We start from the raw sequence: 17505 nt of genomic DNA, 5'->3' as shown, positions 1-17505 counted from the left end.
ATTTTTGAGGGTGGCTTACAAAAATATAAAAAAAACGATGTTTACGTTCAGAAAGAATATAAATTATTGTTAAATAAAAGCCTTTCCGGAAGAAATAAAAGAAGGAAATGAATGGATAGGTGAAAATATACGTTTTCTTATTTCAGAAGATCTGATTATCTGATTCTTCTTGCCTTTTTATATTTATGAGGAAGATTAGCTTTAATATATTCGTCAAGCTTTTTACGGTCTTTTTCCAGTTCTCTCGGATAGTCTGGATTATTTTTTAAAACGATATCTCCATAATCCTCAATGGTACAAAGGAACTGGGCCGGATTACCAATGAATACAGTATTATCCGGCATAGATTGGGACAGAACAGAATTGGCTCCCAAAATACAGTTGTTTCCGATTTGTACATCCTGAGTAATGACACCGTTGATCCCTATTGTACAGTTATTTCCGATTTTGATTCTGCCCATGATTCTGGCATCCTCATATCCGGGAAGTTTTCTCAAAAGAGTAGTTGTCCCGCCGTGGTTCACGAATCTTACCCCAGCAGCAATATTGACGTTATCACCAATTTCAATAAGATAAGGTTCCGTACCAAAATAAATTTTGTCCGGCATATTGAAATTTTTTCCTACTTTCATACCACGATATTTTGCCGCCTCCAAACTTGCTTTGTTTAAGAAAGTATGGTAGACAGAATGTATTTTCAGTACTATTCGGTATATGAAGATCATTATTGTAAATTTGTTTTTTACTTTTGCAAAGAAAAAGAATTTATATGATAAAAGTTTCCAAAATAGAATATTATTTGCCGGAGCTGGTTCTTACCAACGAGGATTTGGAAAAAGAGTTCCCTGAATGGAGTTCCGAAAGGATCCATGAAAAAGTAGGCATCGCACAGCGTCACATCTCATCAGAAAACGAAACGGTACTGGACCTTGCCGTGAAATCATCCGAAAGGCTTTTTGAAAACTATGACAGGAATAAGATAGACTTTATTCTTTTCTGTACCCAAAGTCCGGATTACTTCCTTCCTACTACAGCCTGTATTTTGCAGGATAAGCTTGGGCTGAGAAAAAATATCGGAGCCATGGATTTTAATCTTGGATGTTCCGGATTTGTATATGGACTGGCGTTTGCCAAAGGCTTAATTGCAGCTGGAATTGCCCAGCATATTTTATTGGTTACCTCAGAAACCTATACCAAGCATATTAATCCAAAAGATAAAGGGAACCGAAGTATATTCGGGGATGCCTCGGCCTCGGCAATTGTTGAAAAGTCTGAAAGCGGCAGTGATTATAAATTCTGCCTGGGTACAGATGGCAGTGGAGCAGAAAATCTTATTGTTAAAAAAGGAGCATTCAGAACAGATTTTGAACTGAACCCTGAAAATGAGTTTTCACCGGAAAATCTTTATATGAACGGACCAGAGATTTTTAATTTCACGATTGAAAATATTCCCGGGCTGGTAAAGGAAACGATGGAAGTGAATGGGCTGACAATGGATGATATTGATCATTTTGTCTTTCATCAGGCCAATTCATTCATGCTGAACTACTTGAGGAAAAAGACCAAAATTCCTGCAGAAAAGTTCTATATTGATATGGAAAAAACAGGAAATACCGTTTCTGCCACTATTCCGATTGCTCTGAAAAATATGATGAACAAGGGAATACTGAAGGAAGGAGATAAGGTTTTACTGGCCGGTTTTGGAGTGGGATATTCATGGGGCGCAACGATATTGGAAATTTAATTATTAACATCATAAAATAAAAAATATATGAAGACATCCGTTTTTTTAGAAAAATTACAAGAAGAATTGGAAGAAGATGAAACGCTTACATTAGAAACGAATCTGAAAGCATTAGAAAGCTATGACTCTATCAGCTTACTTTCCGTTATCGCTTTTGTAGACGAAAATTTCAATAAAAAAATTGATACAAAACAATTTAAGGATATTGAAACTGTTTCAGATCTGAGAGATCTTATTGGTAAAGAAAACTTTGAAGATTAATGAATCAGTTTTCATTAGAAAATAAAATAATTCTTATTACAGGGGCTTCTTCCGGGATCGGGAGAAGCTGTTCTGTAGAATGCAGTAAAAGTGGCGCCAGTCTTATCCTTATTGCAAGGAATGATGAAGAACTGCAGAAAACGGTATCCATGCTGGCTCAGGACACTAAAGTAGAAACTATTATTGCTGATATCGCACAATGTGAAAATCTTGAAGAATTAATTGCTGAAAAGGTCTCAATTTTGGGTAAGATTGCTGGATTTATCCACTGTGCAGGAGTGGAAAAAACATTGCCACTTAAAAAACATACGCCTCAGTTGTATCAGGATATCTTTGCGGTGAATGTAATTGCAGGTTTTGAAATCGCGAAAGTTTTATCCCTTAAAAAATATAAAACCGAAACTTCCAGTTTTGTATTTATATCCTCTGTAGCAGGAATAGTGGGTGAAATCGGAAAGGCTGCCTACTCATCGAGTAAAGGAGCTGTAATTTCAGGCGCACGCTCTATGGCCATGGAGCTTTCAAGAAGTAATATTAGGGTCAACAGTATCAGTCCGGCAATGGTGAATACTCCAATTCTGGAGAAAATGTTTGAAAACATTGGTGAAGATGCTGCTGAGGAAATCCTTAAAAAGCATCCGCTTGGAATTGGAAAACCTGAAGATGTGGCAAATGCCTGTATTTTCTTGCTTTCTGATGCTGCAAGATGGATAACAGGCTCAAATCTGGTTGTAGACGGAGGATACTCTGCCCAATAATTATTTTTGATAAAGATTTTCAATGATCTCTTCCACGGCATTGAAAATCTTCTGATTATCAAATTGGTCTTCTATAGTTTCGAGATTTTTTCTGATATGGGAAACAAGTTCCGGATCTGTCAGAAATGTTTTCATTGCTTCATACATCTCATTTGTGTCATAATTGATGAGATATCCGGTTTCCCTGTCTCTTACCATTACTCCTACATCGCCGGTATCTGTTGCAATAATGGGAGTCTGAAGAATTAATGCTTCTGCAACAACCAGCGGCCAGGCCTCTGATTCTGAGGAAAGGATGAAGTAATCTGCATTTTTGATGTAAGGATAAGGATTCATTCTATTTCCACATAAAATAAAGGTATCCTGCACATTATTGGCTTGAATCTGTTCTGTCAGATTTTTCATTTCTTCACCATTACCCACAACCATGACGCTGTGTTTAAACCCTTCATCCATAAGTTTTTTGTGAGCGTCAATAAGCTTATGATACCCTTTTCTTGTATGAAGACGGCCTACAGAAACAAAAACCGGCCCTTTAGGAAAATCGGTTATTTTTTCTTCTGCTTTCCTTTTAATTTCTTCAATAGGAATAGCATTAATCACTACACTCTCAGATGGATATTGCAGATCCGGGTAAGATTGATGCATGATGTCTTTGATCTTTTGAGAACAGTAGATCATATGGTCAAACTGAGGGAAGTTTTTAAGAATATCTGAAACTAATGGCTTCATTCCCGGAATATTGATTTCAGAGTGGAACCAGCCTATTTTTTTTGAAACTCTATTACTGGAATGAATTACGGATGAGAAAGCAGCATAAGTTGGAGCAATCTCAATATCAAATTTTTTATTCCCCAGGATACGGTCGGATATCTTATGATCTTTCAATGCTCTTGACAGTTTCAGTCTTCGGCGGATGAGCTGAAGTTTATGAATAAGGGGATTTTGTGAAAAATCTTCCTTTCCTTCCGTCAGGTATACTTTTTTTACATGTTTTGGAAATTCATCTTTCAGTTCTCCCTGGTTCAGATTCAGGCAGACCGTAATGTCAAATTTGTCAGGATTAAGGTTATTGAGCATGCTCAAAATAACTTTTTCCACCCCTCCCATTTCCATAGAGCGGTGCCTGAAAAGAACCTGTATTTTCTTGTTTTCTGACATTATCTGAAAAGTTTTTGTAATGTGATTGCTATATTTTTCTTTATCCTGTACCAAATTCCGTGCTGATATTCTAAAAGAGCAAAGATCTCCTGATGGTTGGTGTACTTTTCCGGAATCTTTTTTCCGTTGATGCTTGTAAGGTTCCTTCTTTTCATCGTTGCCAGGACAACCTGTGCAAAATAATCGTAAGATTTACCTTTGTTGTTATTCTGAGAAATACCTCCAGAGTGGGCTCTGTAAAGATAATTGGTGTCATCTATAAAATAAACGTCCCCTTTTTCATACATTTTTAAGTAAAGGTCCTGATCTTCTGCTATCCTTAATTCCGGATTCATTTTTTCCGTCTTTTCATAGACCTCCTTTCTGAAGGTTACAAAATGATTGATCTGATTGGGATAATTGAAGAAATACGGATCTCCGTTTCTTACCTGCATGGCAGATTTAAAAGGTGCAATAGGCTTCAGATCTTTATCGCATCCCATAAAGCGGGAGTAGGTAAGTACTACTTTCTTTTTATTTTTAAAAACCTGAACAGCCTTTTCGATAGCTGTGGGAAGTAGGGCATCATCAGGATCTACAAAACCACAAATCTCTCCGGTAGCCAGCTCTATAAGTCTGCTTTTTGTAACACCTACGCCACTGTTTTTTTCATTTTCAAAAAACTTAAATCTTTCATCTCCTGCAATGATAGCTTTTATCTGCTTTTTTTCATTTTCTGAAGAGGCATCATCTACAATAACTGCTTCCCAGTCAGCATAGGTCTGTTTCTGCAGAGAATCATAACAGTCCCTGAACAATACTGCATTGTTGTAGTGAGCGATGAGTACGGAAAACTTCATATTGAGTTATAAAGAGTGTTGAGCATTAATTTCAGTCTGAGTGTAAAGATTACAGGACTTGTTATTTTTATCAGGTATTGCCGGCAGATATTCCAGAAAATATTCTGATAAAAAAGGGTTCATTGAACAATGAGATCCTGATGATAAACTGGCATCTTTCATAATAGGGATAGGGTAATGCTTTTTCACTTGAGTTACACAAATATAATCTGTTTTTATATAAATGAAAAAAAAATCTTTATTTTTGCTTTATTATAAAGATAACACAGTGAGTGAAATAACAAGAGTTCTCAAAACATTTATCGGATATCTGAAAAGACCCGACCTTTATCCGGAATTAGGCCGGAAAATTATTAAAAATACAGTCAACAGAGGCAATGCTTTTAAAGGGAAGGAAAAAACGAATTCCTGGGCAGCCGAAAGGGCAGTATCTCAGAAAGAAGCCGTTTCAAAGCTTTTTGGGCTTGGAACAGATGCTTTTCGTAGTGATTATCAGGAAATTTTAGCAAAGGCTAGCCAAAGAGAAAAGGATTGTCCCGTAAAAATGGGTGGCCCCGGAGCTTTGGAGCTGATCTACTATGCGTGTGAGTTTACAAATGCTCAGCATGTGGTGGAAACAGGTGTAGCATACGGATGGTCTTCACTGGCATCACTTTTATCTCTGGTAAAAAGAAATGGAACGCTATACAGTTCAGATATGCCTTATCTTGCACAGGATGGAGATCAATATGTAGGGTATGTAGTTCCTGAAACGCTTAAAGGCAACTGGAAGTTATTTCGTTTTGCTGATAAGGAATCATTGCCGAAGATCTTTGCAGAAAATACGGTCTTTGATGTTCTTCACTATGATTCTGATAAGAGCTATAATGGAAGAATGTGGGCATATGATGAGCTTTACAGTCATTTAAAGAAAGGTGGTGTGTTCATCAGTGATGATATTGGTGATAATTCTGCCTATCAGGATTTTTGTGAAAAAAATAATATAGGGACCACAGTAGTTGAATACGAAGGGAAATATATAGGTGTTTTTATTAAATAGTTTCATAGCAGGGATAATTTCTTTTGTTATTCTATTCGGATAAAAATATCATGAGCCTATAGTTAAAGATTTCTGGATGACAAAATCTTCATACACAATTTATAATACGGCTGTTTAAGAGTTTTATGAGAATCAGCCAGATAACGTTTACCAGATTTCTTGCAGCAATGGCGATTGTTATTTCCCATTTCAATAAAGATCTGTTTTTATATAAAATTGATTATATATCCAATATATTCCTGAAAGCAAATGTAGGAGTCAGCTACTTCTTCATTCTTTCAGGTTTTATTATGATTGTGGCTTACCATAGAAAAGATAAGATCGAATATTCTGATTACTATAAAAACAGGTTTGCAAAAATTTATCCTCTGTATGTACTGGGGCTTTTGCTGTATTTGGTGACCAGATATTCCAGTTCCACTCTTTATGAATGCATTTTATATCTGTCCGGGTTTCAGAGTTGGGTTTTGAAAGGCATGATTGTGAATTTTCCCGGTTGGTCTATTTCTGTAGAACTTCTGTTTTATCTTTTGTTTCCCTTTCTGTATAATTATTTTTATTCTAAAGGAAATAAAAGGATCTGGGTGATAACAGTTATTATCTGGATCGTTACACAGGTATTCTGCAGTCTCTATGCTGATTCATCTTATTATAAAGGACCTCATACAAGAAGCCATGAGCTGTTGTATTATTTTCCGCTGATGCATATCAATGAATTTTTAGTGGGAAACCTTGCGGGACTTTTTTTTGTGAAAAATTCAGGGCAGAAGAATTATGATATTCCTGTAATTATTATTTTCGGACTTGTATTGTTATCATTGATTTTCCTTCCTGTATTTTATCATAATGGGTTGATGGCTGTCTTTTTTATTCCGCTTATTATTTTAATATCAAAGAATAATGGGATCTTAACGAAGCTGTTTTCTTTGAAACCTCTGGAATATCTCGGTGAGGCAAGTTATGCGGTGTATATTACGCATATTCCTGTTCTTTATATTCTGAGAGAATTGGTGCGTAAGTATAATTTTTCTATTGATACTGTATTTGGGATTTATATAATCGTTGTTATCCTGACTTCTATTTTGTTTTATCAGTGTATTGAAAAACCACTGAGAGATTATCTGAAAAAGTTGAAAATCAGATAAAAATCTTTATTTTTGTAACAAAGCAACACAATTATGGAAATGAGAATGGTTCCCAACATTTATATTTCAGATGAAGATCTGATACAGAAATTCATTGGTCAGGAATATAATAAAAAAACGCTTTCAGTGCCGGGAGAGCATACATTGATGTTTTAATAAAAAAGAATATTTATGTATAAAACATTTTCGGAGCTTAAAAAAGAACTTCGTAAAGATTCCAAAGGATTAAAAAAAATAAAAATTGCTCTGCTGGGCGATACCGCAACTCAATTCCTGAATGTTGCCTTAAAAGGAACCGCAATAAATGAAGGTTTTGAATTTGAAATCTTTGAGGCTGATTTCGGGCAGATTTCCCGTCAGATTCTGGATCCAACATCTGAATACTATGAATTCAATGCTCATTATACGATCATTTTTGAATCGTCTCATAAGTTATTGGCTCAGTATTACAAATCATATGATCCTCAGGTTTGCTTTGCAGAAAATAAGCTTGTTTATGTGACAGAGTTATATAAAACGATACAGGAACGAAGCAAAAGCAGAGTAATCTACTGTAATTTTCCATTGATCAATAATCAGGTTTTTGGGAATTTTTCCAATAAGGTAGAGTCCTCATTTGTTTTCCAGCAGAATAAACTTAATTATCTTCTTTCAGCAGAAATTGCATTTAAAAATGATAATTTTTTTATTGCAGATCTGGTTTCCATTCAGAATAAATGGGGAAGAGATTTTATGTTTTCTCCTAATATCTATGTGAATACGGAAATGGTGCTGTCTCTGGATGTATTACCCATTGTAGCTCATCATATTACCGGAATCATTTCTTCATTGGAAGGTAAATTTAAAAAGTGTCTGATTCTTGATCTGGATAATACGACCTGGGGCGGGATTATTGGTGATGATGGCCTTGAAAAAATACAGATTGGAAGTTTTGGGATCGGAAAAGCATTTACAGAATTCCAATATTGGGTGAAGGCCCTTCAGCAAAGAGGAGTGATCCTTGCTGTCTGCAGTAAAAATGATGAAGATAAAGCCAAAGAGCCTTTCGAGAAACATCCTGACATGGTTCTTAAGCTTGATGATATTGCTGTTTTTGTTGCCAATTGGGAGAATAAGGCAGATAATATCAGGAAAATTCAGGGAATTCTGAATATAGGATTTGATTCTATGGTATTTCTGGATGATAACCCGTTTGAAAGGAATATTGTAAGAGAAAACCTGCCTGAGGTTTGTGTTCTGGAACTTCCGGAAGATCCCGCAGAATATCTGGAATACCTTTACGGCTTAAATCTTTTCGAAACAGCAAGCTTTTCAGAAAATGATGCTGAAAGAACGAAACAGTATCAGGTAGAAGCCCAGAGGATTGTTGATGTAGAGCGATTCACGAACGTTGAAGATTTTCTTAAGAGTCTTCATATGGTTTCCGATGTTCAGGCATTCAATAGTTTTTCAAAACCGAGAGTTTCCCAATTAACACAACGTTCCAATCAGTTTAACCTGAGGACAATAAGGTATACGGAACAGGACGTTGAAGAATTGATGAATTCAGATGCTCATTATACCATTTCTTTTACTCTCGAAGATAAGTATGGTGATAATGGACTGATCTGTGTAATTGTTCTTGAAAAGAAAGATCAGGAAACACTCTTTATAGATACATGGCTGATGAGTTGCCGTGTTCTGAAAAGGGGAATGGAAGACTTTACTTTAAATACGATTTTAGATGTCGCCCGGAAAAACGGATATAGATATGTAGAAGGAGAGTTTATTCCAACGGCGAAGAACCAAATGGTTATGGATCATTATGAAGGATTGGGCTTCACAGAAAAGGATGAACGATGGGTGCTGGATGTAGAGGACTACAAAAACAAACAAGTATATATTAATCATAAACTATAAAACACATTGCAAGACACTATGAACAAAGATGAAATTTTAGCTAAGCTGACTGATATTTTCCGTGATGAACTGGATAATAATGAAATTGTACTGACTCCGGAAACTACTGCCGAAGACATTGAAGAATGGGATTCACTTTCTCATATTCAGTTAATTGTAGCGGTAGAAAAAGCATTTGGAATCCGCTTTACTTCATCAGAAATCAGAAGCTGGAATGATGTAGGGGAAATGATAGACTCTATAACTTCTAAATAACAGATGTTGTATGCTTCTTAATTCATACAGCTTTATAATTTTCTTTATTGCGCTCTATTTTATTTATTATCTCGGTGGAAAAACCTCGAAGATCCAAAATATAATTCTGCTTATAGGAAGCTATGTCTTTTACAGCAGTTGGAGTTGGGAGTTTTTATCATTATTGGTTGCTACTACAGGGGTTACCTATTTTGTAGGGAATAAAATAAAATCTGCTCAGAAAGAAAAGTCTAAGGTATGGTGGTTGAGGTCAGGGGTTTTTATTGTCCTGATTCAGCTTTTGTATTTTAAATATTTTAATTTCTTTATTGAGAACTTTAATGATTTTCTGCACCTTTTTGGAGCTAAGGATCAACTGGGAATATTAAAGATTATTTTTCCGATAGGGATTAGTTTCTATTCGTTCAGGATGATAAGTTATTTGTTGGATATCAGGAATAATAAGCTGAAGGAAATTCCATCTCTACTGGATTATGCCGTTTTTATCGCCTTTTTTCCATGTATTATTGCCGGACCAATTGACAGAGCCACACCATTTTTGAAAAATCTGAAAATAAAAAGAGAATTTTCTTCCCCTCAATTTACGGATGGACTGAAACAAGTTTTATGGGGGCTTTTCAAAAAGTTGGTAGTAGCAGATAATATTGCCGGAATTACTTCTCAGCTATTTGATTCTTATCATACCTTAAACGGAAGCGCTTTATTTGCCGGGGCAGTATTGTATTTTATCCAGTTGTATTCAGATTTCTCAGGATATACGGACATGGCTATAGGTATTTCCAAGCTGTTAGGGATTAAAATTCAACCCAATTTTAATTATCCACTGTTTGCCCAGAATGTTGCCGATTACTGGAGAAGATGGCATATTTCTTTGACCTCCTGGCTTACTGAATATGTTTTTACTCCTTTATCCATCCATTTCAGAGATTATGATAAATATGGATTGATTATGGCCATCATTATTAATTTTCTGGTAGTGGGATTCTGGCATGGAGCAGAATGGCATTATATTATTCATGGACTGGTAAGCGGAATCATGTTTATTCCATTGATTCTGAGTGGGAAAATGAATAAAAAGATTAAAACATCGAACAATTTCATACCTACAAAAGATGAAATAAAGAATATTCCTGTAACGTTTGTTCTTTTCACTTTATTGATGATCCTTTTCTTTTCAAAAGATATGGAAATGGCGGCGAAATATTATCAGGGAATTTTCTCATTGTCATTTTTCCAGCTGCCCAATTTTCCAATCCAGAAAGAAGTTATATTGGTAATGGTATTTATGCTGTTGCTGGAATGGGGAAACCGGGATAAGGAATATGCCATTAAGGAGATTTTGGTGAAAAAGAATGTCGTTTTACGATGGGGCTTTTATTATGTATTGGTGTTTTTGGTTTTTCTGTTTTATATAGCTCCTAAAGGATTTATGTACGCCATGTTTTAATATTAACAGAAATTATAGAAAGAACCCAGTAAGCTCAAGCATAATTTAAATTATGAAGAAATCACTTTTAAAATTGATCCTATTTTCTATCCTGCCTTTATTGGTATTAGGATATGCAATCTATTTTTTATCAAAACATTCGGATGATTTTTATAGAAGATTTACCTCTCCCCAGCAGAATTCTTTTGTATTGGGAAGCTCAAGGGCTGCATTGATGGATCCTGTTATTATGGATCGCATTTTGCACTCAAAATATCCTAATACGGCTATATATAATTATTCGTTTACCTGGGCACACTCTCCTTACGGTCCCAAATATCTGGAGTCTATTGAGAAAAAGATAAAACCGGAAACTAAGGATGGTGTTTTTATTGTAACTGTTGAGCCTACAGCCTTAATGGTGGATAAAAAGAAACCGGACAGTCCGGAATTTTATATTGAGAATGATAAAAGTGTTGCAAAAACTTCAAGGGTAGCCATCAATCCCAATATTGAATATCTGTTTGAAAGTTATGACGCTTCCATTACCAATGAGCTTAATAAGAAAATCATACCTCCTAAAAACATCGTTGGAGTTTCTACGATCTTAGACAACGGAAGATATGATCTGAAAATTATAAAAAAAGTTGCGCCGGAAAAGCAGCAGAAGTCCAACGAAAAGAATATGAGAAAACTTCAGGAAAGGATTGACGGATTGAAAGTATCTGAAAATAGAATTCTTTATCTTGAAAAAACGATTGATTTTCTTAAGCAGCACGGAAAAGTGATGATCATAAGAATGCCAGTCAATAAAGTACCTTATTCCATAGAAGAAAAGGCATTTCCGGACTTTGATAGCCGTATGCAGACTGTTGCTTCAAAAACAAACGTTTCCTATATCAATTATAATGGATTGGATAGCACGTATAAATGGCTGGATGAGGTTCATTTGGATGAGAAATCCGTTGAAGATTTTTCAGGAGTTGTAGCAAGAGATGTTTTGTCTCATTAAATAATACCGGAGTTATTTTAAACGGTTGAATGCGGATTATTTTTTAGAAAATAAGAATAATATATAAGGCTTTAGTAATAAGAATTGTAAATTTAATTCCGGAATTCACTGATAACGTGCCAGAAGAGTAATTAAAATCAGAAAACAAATCGTGTAACCTAAAACACTTACAATGATTGAAATAATAAATGTTCCTCCATTAATAAAGAATATTCTATCAGAGAAAAACTTGAATTTTGTATTTTTTTGTAAAAAGAATAATATAAAAACAGAAACAATAGGTTTCAGAGAAGTATTATAACCCATACCTTCTAATTACTATGTTATTCAATTCAATAGGATTTCTTATTTTTTTACCAATAGTGTTTTGCCTCTATTGGTTTGTTTTCAACAGAAAATTTCAGGAGCAAAACAGACTGTTGCTATTGGCCAGTTTTTATTTCTATGCCTGCTGGGATTGGCGATTCCTTTTTTTACTGATGTTTTCCATTGGGCTGGATTATGTATCAGGAATTAAAATTGAGAACAGCAAGACCAACCGGGAAGCTAAATTCTGGCTTACTTTAAGTATTGCCATCAATCTTGGTTTTCTAGGGTTCTTTAAATATTATAATTTCTTTGTTGAGAGCTTTGCAGACCTTCTTGGCGGTTTTGGCTTCAAGGCCAATATGTGGCTGCTCAATGTCATACTTCCGGTAGGAATTTCATTTTATACATTTCATGGACTTTCTTATGTGATTGATGTCTATAAAAAGAGAATAAAGGCTAAGAGAAGTTTTACAGACTATGCGGTTTTTGTGAGTTATTTCCCCCTTCTTGTGGCGGGACCAATAGAAAGGGCTACTCATCTTTTGCCTCAGATACAGCGGAAGAGAGTGTTCAACTATGAGCAGGCGGTAGATGGGATGCGGCAGATTTTGTGGGGATTTTTCAAAAAAATGGTGATTGCTGATAATTGTGCACCATTGGTGAATGAAATATTTAACAATTATCAGACGGAAAGCCCTGCTAACCTTGTAATAGGAACGGTGTTGTTTGCTTTTCAGATCTATGGGGATTTTTCAGGATATTCCGATATTGCCCTGGGAGTTTCCAGACTATTTGGTATTGAATTACTGAAAAACTTTGCATTTCCTTATTTCTCCAGAGACATTGCAGAATTCTGGCGAAGATGGCATATTTCACTTTCTTCATGGTTCAGAGATTACTTGTATATTCCGTTGGGAGGAAGTAAAGGAGGGCTTTCGATGAAGATCAGAAATACATTTATTATTTTCCTGGTTTCGGGATTCTGGCATGGCGCCAACTGGACGTTTATGATCTGGGGTGGCCTCAACGCTCTGTACTTTATGCCTTTGCTGATGATGAATAGAAATCGCCAGAATATGGAAGTTGCGGCTCAGGGAAAATTCTTACCTTCTTTTAAAGAATGTTTTCAGATCCTGTTTACTTTTTTGATCACCTGTATCGCCTGGATTTTTTTCAGGGCAGAATCTGTAACACAGGCGATTCACTATATTGGCAGAATTTTTAGCCGCGAATTGCTTTCTATTCCGCATCCGTTGCCGGTAAAAGTATTGGCGTTGATTGGATTGATGCTGATTATAGAATGGATCAACAGAGAAAGGTTTCACGGATTAGAAATTAAAAGATTCAGCCCTTTGATACGACGTATTTTCTATCTGGTTGTTATTTATATTATTCTCCGTTATGCCAATTTCGGGAATAATGAATTTATTTATTTTCAGTTTTAGCATGAAGAAATTTTTAATTAAAATACTACCTTATTTTGCTGCAGTACTTATTGTATTGGCAATTCTTGGATCTTATGCTGATGGCAATACAGATGATAACTATATGCATTTTGCTGTGAAAAAGCCGCAAAATGTTATATTGGGTGACTCAAGAGGTTCACAGGGAGTTGTTCCCGGAGTTTTGAAAAAGAAGCTTTCCAGAGATTTTGATAATTTTTCTTTGAATATTGTAGAATCGCCTTATGGACAGGTTTACTTTAAAGCTTTAAAAAGGAAATTAGATCCTGAAACCAAAAACGGGACTTTTATTTTTACAGTAAGCCCATGGAATCTGTCATTAAATAAAAGCATTAAAGAAGAGAAAGATTTCCCTGAAGAGCATTCTCCATTGAATGATATGCATTTTTATGATCAGTCTCCCAACTATGAGTATCTGCTGAAACATTATACAAGAAGCTGGTTTAAGATTTATACTGAAAGAGCGGAACTGGGACGATCCAACACTTTTCTTCACAACGATGGCTGGCTGGAGGTTAATATCAATATGCATCCGGACTCTGTGGCAGTGAGAACAAATAAAAAGGAACTGTTTTATAAAGATCTTGCTAATACAGTAGAACTTTCACCGGAGCGTCTCAGAGCGATCAATGAAATGATTAATTATCTAAGAACAAAAGGTAAGGTTTATCTGGTTCGCCTCCCTACATCAGAAGGCCTTATGGCTATTGAAAATAGAAAATATCCTTATTTTAACAAATTATTGAGGGATATAGCAAGGAAACAGAATGTGCAGTTTTTTGACTTCTCAAAAAATTATTCAGAATACGATTACACAGATGGAAACCATTTGTATAAAAAATCAAGTCTGAGGATTACTGACCGTATTGCAGATTCTATTCTTGCAGTCAGAAGAAAATAGCATGTACTGACTTAAAATAAATTATTCCTGAAATTGATGTTATAAATACCGGAACGGATGCTTCTATAGTCTGTTACAAGAAACTTCATGATCATTCCCCACTTTTTTGAAGTGGAAGCATTGGCAATCTGAAAGCTTCTGTACATTCTTTTGATGTGAAGTTTTATATTTTCAGGAAGGGTAGTTTCGTTTTCAGCCCAGGTATCCACTTCTTTCCATAAAAGGACACGGGTAGTTGCAGGATTTATTTTTTTAGAATCTACCTGGGTAATTCTGTTGTCTTCATGTACACCACGTATAGCTATTGCTTGGTCTAAAATTCCGGGATAAAGATTAAGATAATAGGATAGTCTGAACAAAAACTCTGTATCCTGATGCAGTCTTAAGCTGGATTTAAACAATGGATCCATTTTTTTCATTAATGAATCTTTACGGATCGTTAAAGCATCAATACTGAATAAACCAAAGCTTCCCAACATATAGATTTGTCCGGGGAAAACATCTTTGGGTTCATGTCTTTTATAAACGGTAGTGAGTCTGTCTCCAAATAACGAATAATATTGTTCTTTTGCCTTTTCAGTATAATAATGCACACCAAGAGCACCATAAACTCCTTCTATTTCTGGTTTTTTGAAAAGTTCTCTTTCAGCATCAAATCTATTGGGGAGAAAATAATCATCCGCATCCAGAAAAGCTATAAAATCTCCGGTAGATTTTTCTATTCCCAGATTCCGTGTTGGGCCTGCACCATGATTCCCTTTATCCGGATGTTGATAAAGTTTTACCCGATCGTATTTTTTGGTAAGCTGTTCACATACTTCTAGCGCATGATCCGGGGATTTGTCTTCTATCAGAATGACTTCACAAACTTCGTCAAACTGCAGAGCAGATTCCACTGCCTGAGAAACGTACTTTTCGGCATTGTAAACGGGAATAATTACTGAAATTTTCATTTTTTGTCAACTTAATTTTTTATATCATTTGTGTGGGTAAAAGCTTTGCAAGATAATCAATTATAAAGACTTATGCCTGAATTTTTTTTATGTAAAAAAATATACTTTTTTTAATCTGATTCAGTAAATGTGCCCGAAAAAAAGATCCTGATGACCTTGTATGCCTTTCTTTTGTGTTTAATTTAAGCTGTAAAAGTATGGTGGTTTTAGTTTTTAAGAGATCAATGAATGCCGGAAATTTATGTTGTACAGACCGGACCTTATGCTTTTATAATCTGTAAAGAAGTATTTGATGATCATTCCCCATTTTTTTATCAGGGGAGCTTTTGCGATTTCAAAACTTCGGTGCATCCTTTTGATATGTATCCTTACATCTTCAGAAATTTCGTTTTCAGTCTGAGACCAAAGATCAACTTCTTTCCAAAGCATTGCCCTGGAAACAGACGGATCTATGACACGCAGATCAACTTTCGTGATTCTGTTGTTTTCATGTACTCCTCTTACAGCGATCGCTTCATCCAGAATTCCGGGATAAAGATCCAGATAATAAGAAAGACGAAACAAAAATTCAGTGTCTTCATGAAGTCTTAAATGAGGTTTGAAAAGTGGGGTTACTTTATTCATTAAAGATTCCCTGCGTATCGTTAAAGTATCAATACTAAAGAGTCCAAAGGTTCCAAGCATATGAAGCTGTCCCGGGAAAACGTCTTTAGGATCATATTTTTTATAGACTGTGGTGAGCCTGTCTCCAAATAACTGATAATATTGCTCTTTTGCTTTTTCGGAATAGTAGTGTACTCCAAGAGCTCCATAGACGCCTTCTACTTTTGGATCTTTGAATAGCTCCTTTTCAGCGTCGAATCTATTGGGTAGGAAATAGTCGTCTGCATCAAGAAAAGCGACAAAGTCACCGGTTGATTTCTCTATTCCAAGGTTTCTGCTTGGGCCGGCACCGTGGTTTTCCTTATCCGGATGCTGGTAAAGTTTTATTCTTTCATGTTTTTCGGCAAGTTGCCGGCATATTTGTAATGCGTTGTCCGGCGACTTATCTTCGATCAGAATGATCTCGTGCACTTCATCAAACTGAAGAACCGAGTCTACTGCCTGAGTAACAAACTTTTCTGCATTATAAACGGGAATAACTACTGAGATTCTCATTTCTTCTCCTTTTTACAATAAATTTAGAATTTACAATTGCGTTTTATTAGTACCTTTTGAATTCGAAATTTAAGGTTTTGATTTTATTTTAAGGTATTAAGATTTCGTTTTTTTTGCAAAATGGCACACAAACACTGTAGATGCCATCAGGGAAGTGATTTTGTAAGAAAATTCATCATTGTAAAGTGAAAAAAATAACATGAAATACCCATTTGTGGGATTTATTATTACTTTAAGAAAAGTTTATTATGCGTGAGAATAGGTGAATCTATATTTAGTTTTTAATATATAGGGGTTTTTAAAAACAGCAGCCAGCAATCCTATTGTTTTTGAAACTCCCTTTTTTTTTGAAAGTTCAAATGCCTTTTTCTGAAGATAAATGTGCTGTGCAGCATCTTTCTCGAGAGATAAAGTAGTAGACCATTCGTAGAGAGAATTCCAGAAAAGAAATTGTCGTTGGTTATATTGTGGAGAATACTTTATTATTTTGGTAATTCTGTTATCATCATGCATTCCTCTCATAGCCACAGGAAGGTCTATAATACCGGATTTCAGGTAACATTGGTGAGCAAGTTTGATGATGAAATCTGAATCCTGATGTAGACGGAGTGCTTCATTAAATCTTAATTTTTTGGTTTCAAGTGAATTTTTTCTGACGGTAAGGGCATCTAAAGTGAAAAACGAACCAAATACTCTGGGAGTAAGTCCCAGGAGGCCTCTGAAAACTTCATTTCCTTCTGCTGCATAGTTGACCGTCAGCAGTTCATCGTCATTGATATTAGTCATGAATTCTTCCTTACCTTTTTCAGTCAGGTATTCCGTACCAATGGCATTAAAAACGCCATCTGTTTTTGGATCTTTAAAAAGTTCCTTTTCAGCTGTAAATCTGTTAGGCAAAAAATAATCATCTGCGTCAAGAAAAGCAATAAACTCCCCGGTTGCTTTTTCTATACCCAGATTTCTGCTGGCTCCTGCACCATGATTGCCCAAGTCAGGATGTTGGAAAAGCTTTACCCGCTCATCTTTTTGAACTAACTCATGACAGACCTGAAGCGCGTTATCCGGAGATTGATCTTCCACCAAAATGACTTCATAGACATCACTAAGCTGTAAAGCTGATTCTACGGCTTTTGATACATATTTCTCTGCATTGTATACAGGTATAATTACTGAAATCTTCAT

Annotated in this window: 18 protein-coding genes; 12 read left to right on the top strand and 6 right to left on the bottom strand. The window is 35.6% G+C overall.

The genetic code is table 11. The features are described 5' to 3' along the window. Positions 1 to 155: 155 nt before the first annotated feature. Positions 156 to 632 carry an acyltransferase gene (locus DRF65_RS00885; protein WP_228438430.1) on the bottom strand — a complete coding sequence of 159 codons (477 nt, stop codon included), beginning with the start codon at positions 630 to 632 and terminating at the stop codon, positions 156 to 158. A gap of 137 nt (positions 633 to 769) precedes the next feature. Between DRF65_RS00885 and DRF65_RS00880 the strand changes: the two genes are divergently transcribed. Genes DRF65_RS00880 through DRF65_RS00870 form a run of 3 tightly spaced genes read left to right on the top strand, consistent with a single transcriptional unit; the run spans position 770 to position 2763 of the window. Beyond that, on the top strand, positions 770 to 1744 hold the full coding sequence (locus DRF65_RS00880; protein ID WP_115968086.1) for a 3-oxoacyl-ACP synthase III family protein: 975 nt from the start codon (positions 770 to 772) through the stop codon (positions 1742 to 1744). Between the two features lie 27 nt (positions 1745 to 1771). Next, positions 1772 to 2005, top strand: a complete 234-nt coding sequence (locus DRF65_RS00875; protein ID WP_115968084.1) for a phosphopantetheine-binding protein — start codon at positions 1772 to 1774, stop codon at positions 2003 to 2005. Then, positions 2005 to 2763 (top strand): SDR family NAD(P)-dependent oxidoreductase, encoded by a 759-nt coding sequence (locus tag DRF65_RS00870; RefSeq protein ID WP_115968083.1) that lies wholly within the window; start codon positions 2005 to 2007, stop codon positions 2761 to 2763. The genes DRF65_RS00875 and DRF65_RS00870 overlap by 1 nt, the downstream gene beginning before the upstream one ends. Here the strand turns inward: DRF65_RS00870 and DRF65_RS00865 are convergent, their stop codons facing one another. Continuing rightward, positions 2764 to 3924 (bottom strand): glycosyltransferase, encoded by a 1161-nt coding sequence (locus DRF65_RS00865; RefSeq protein ID WP_115968636.1) that lies wholly within the window; start codon positions 3922 to 3924, stop codon positions 2764 to 2766. Next, positions 3924 to 4763 carry a glycosyltransferase family 2 protein gene (locus DRF65_RS00860; protein WP_115968081.1) on the bottom strand — a complete coding sequence of 280 codons (840 nt, stop codon included), beginning with the start codon at positions 4761 to 4763 and terminating at the stop codon, positions 3924 to 3926. The genes DRF65_RS00865 and DRF65_RS00860 overlap by 1 nt, the downstream gene beginning before the upstream one ends. A gap of 268 nt (positions 4764 to 5031) precedes the next feature. Between DRF65_RS00860 and DRF65_RS00855 the strand changes: the two genes are divergently transcribed. From DRF65_RS00855 to DRF65_RS00815, 9 genes are all read left to right on the top strand, one after another. After that, positions 5032 to 5802: a class I SAM-dependent methyltransferase gene (locus tag DRF65_RS00855; protein ID WP_228438428.1), complete on the top strand. Its 771-nt coding sequence runs from the start codon at positions 5032 to 5034 to the stop codon at positions 5800 to 5802. Between the two features lie 125 nt (positions 5803 to 5927). Further along, the gene (locus DRF65_RS00850) at positions 5928 to 6947 is read left to right on the top strand and encodes an acyltransferase family protein (protein WP_115968078.1); all 1020 of its coding nucleotides are present in this window, start codon (positions 5928 to 5930) and stop codon (positions 6945 to 6947) included. A gap of 33 nt (positions 6948 to 6980) precedes the next feature. Beyond that, a complete protein-coding gene (locus DRF65_RS29075) occupies positions 6981 to 7103 on the top strand; it encodes a hypothetical protein (RefSeq protein WP_259080860.1) in 123 nt (40 codons plus the stop codon). A 15-nt stretch (positions 7104 to 7118) separates the two neighbouring features. Next, positions 7119 to 8846, top strand: a complete 1728-nt coding sequence (locus DRF65_RS00845; protein WP_115968077.1) for an HAD-IIIC family phosphatase — start codon at positions 7119 to 7121, stop codon at positions 8844 to 8846. A gap of 18 nt (positions 8847 to 8864) precedes the next feature. Next, entirely contained in the window at positions 8865 to 9101 is a 237-nt protein-coding gene (locus DRF65_RS00840; RefSeq protein ID WP_115968075.1) for an acyl carrier protein, read from the top strand. A 10-nt stretch (positions 9102 to 9111) separates the two neighbouring features. Continuing rightward, positions 9112 to 10548, top strand: coding sequence for an MBOAT family O-acyltransferase (locus DRF65_RS00835; RefSeq protein WP_115968074.1), 1437 nt, complete (start codon positions 9112 to 9114; stop codon positions 10546 to 10548). Positions 10549 to 10600: 52 nt separating this feature from the next. Next, complete coding sequence (locus tag DRF65_RS00830; RefSeq protein ID WP_115968073.1) at positions 10601 to 11539, top strand: hypothetical protein; 939 nt, start codon at positions 10601 to 10603, stop codon at positions 11537 to 11539. A 320-nt stretch (positions 11540 to 11859) separates the two neighbouring features. Then, positions 11860 to 13293: an MBOAT family O-acyltransferase gene (locus DRF65_RS00820; RefSeq protein ID WP_115968069.1), complete on the top strand. Its 1434-nt coding sequence runs from the start codon at positions 11860 to 11862 to the stop codon at positions 13291 to 13293. Position 13294: 1 nt separating this feature from the next. Continuing rightward, on the top strand, positions 13295 to 14212 hold the full coding sequence (locus DRF65_RS00815; protein ID WP_228438426.1) for an SGNH/GDSL hydrolase family protein: 918 nt from the start codon (positions 13295 to 13297) through the stop codon (positions 14210 to 14212). Between the two features lie 11 nt (positions 14213 to 14223). Here the strand turns inward: DRF65_RS00815 and DRF65_RS00810 are convergent, their stop codons facing one another. From DRF65_RS00810 to DRF65_RS00800, 3 genes are all read right to left on the bottom strand, one after another. Then, positions 14224 to 15165, bottom strand: a complete 942-nt coding sequence (locus tag DRF65_RS00810; protein WP_115968065.1) for a glycosyltransferase family 2 protein — start codon at positions 15163 to 15165, stop codon at positions 14224 to 14226. Between the two features lie 213 nt (positions 15166 to 15378). Further along, a complete protein-coding gene (locus DRF65_RS00805; protein WP_115968063.1) occupies positions 15379 to 16323 on the bottom strand; it encodes a glycosyltransferase family 2 protein in 945 nt (314 codons plus the stop codon). Positions 16324 to 16569: 246 nt separating this feature from the next. Continuing rightward, the gene (locus DRF65_RS00800) at positions 16570 to 17505 is read right to left on the bottom strand and encodes a glycosyltransferase family 2 protein (protein WP_115968061.1); all 936 of its coding nucleotides are present in this window, start codon (positions 17503 to 17505) and stop codon (positions 16570 to 16572) included.

Source organism: Chryseobacterium pennae, assembly GCF_003385515.1.
Taxonomy (GTDB): domain Bacteria; phylum Bacteroidota; class Bacteroidia; order Flavobacteriales; family Weeksellaceae; genus Chryseobacterium; species Chryseobacterium pennae.
The sequence above is the reverse complement of the archived record's forward strand: the minus strand, read 5'-3'. Positions and strand labels throughout refer to the sequence as shown.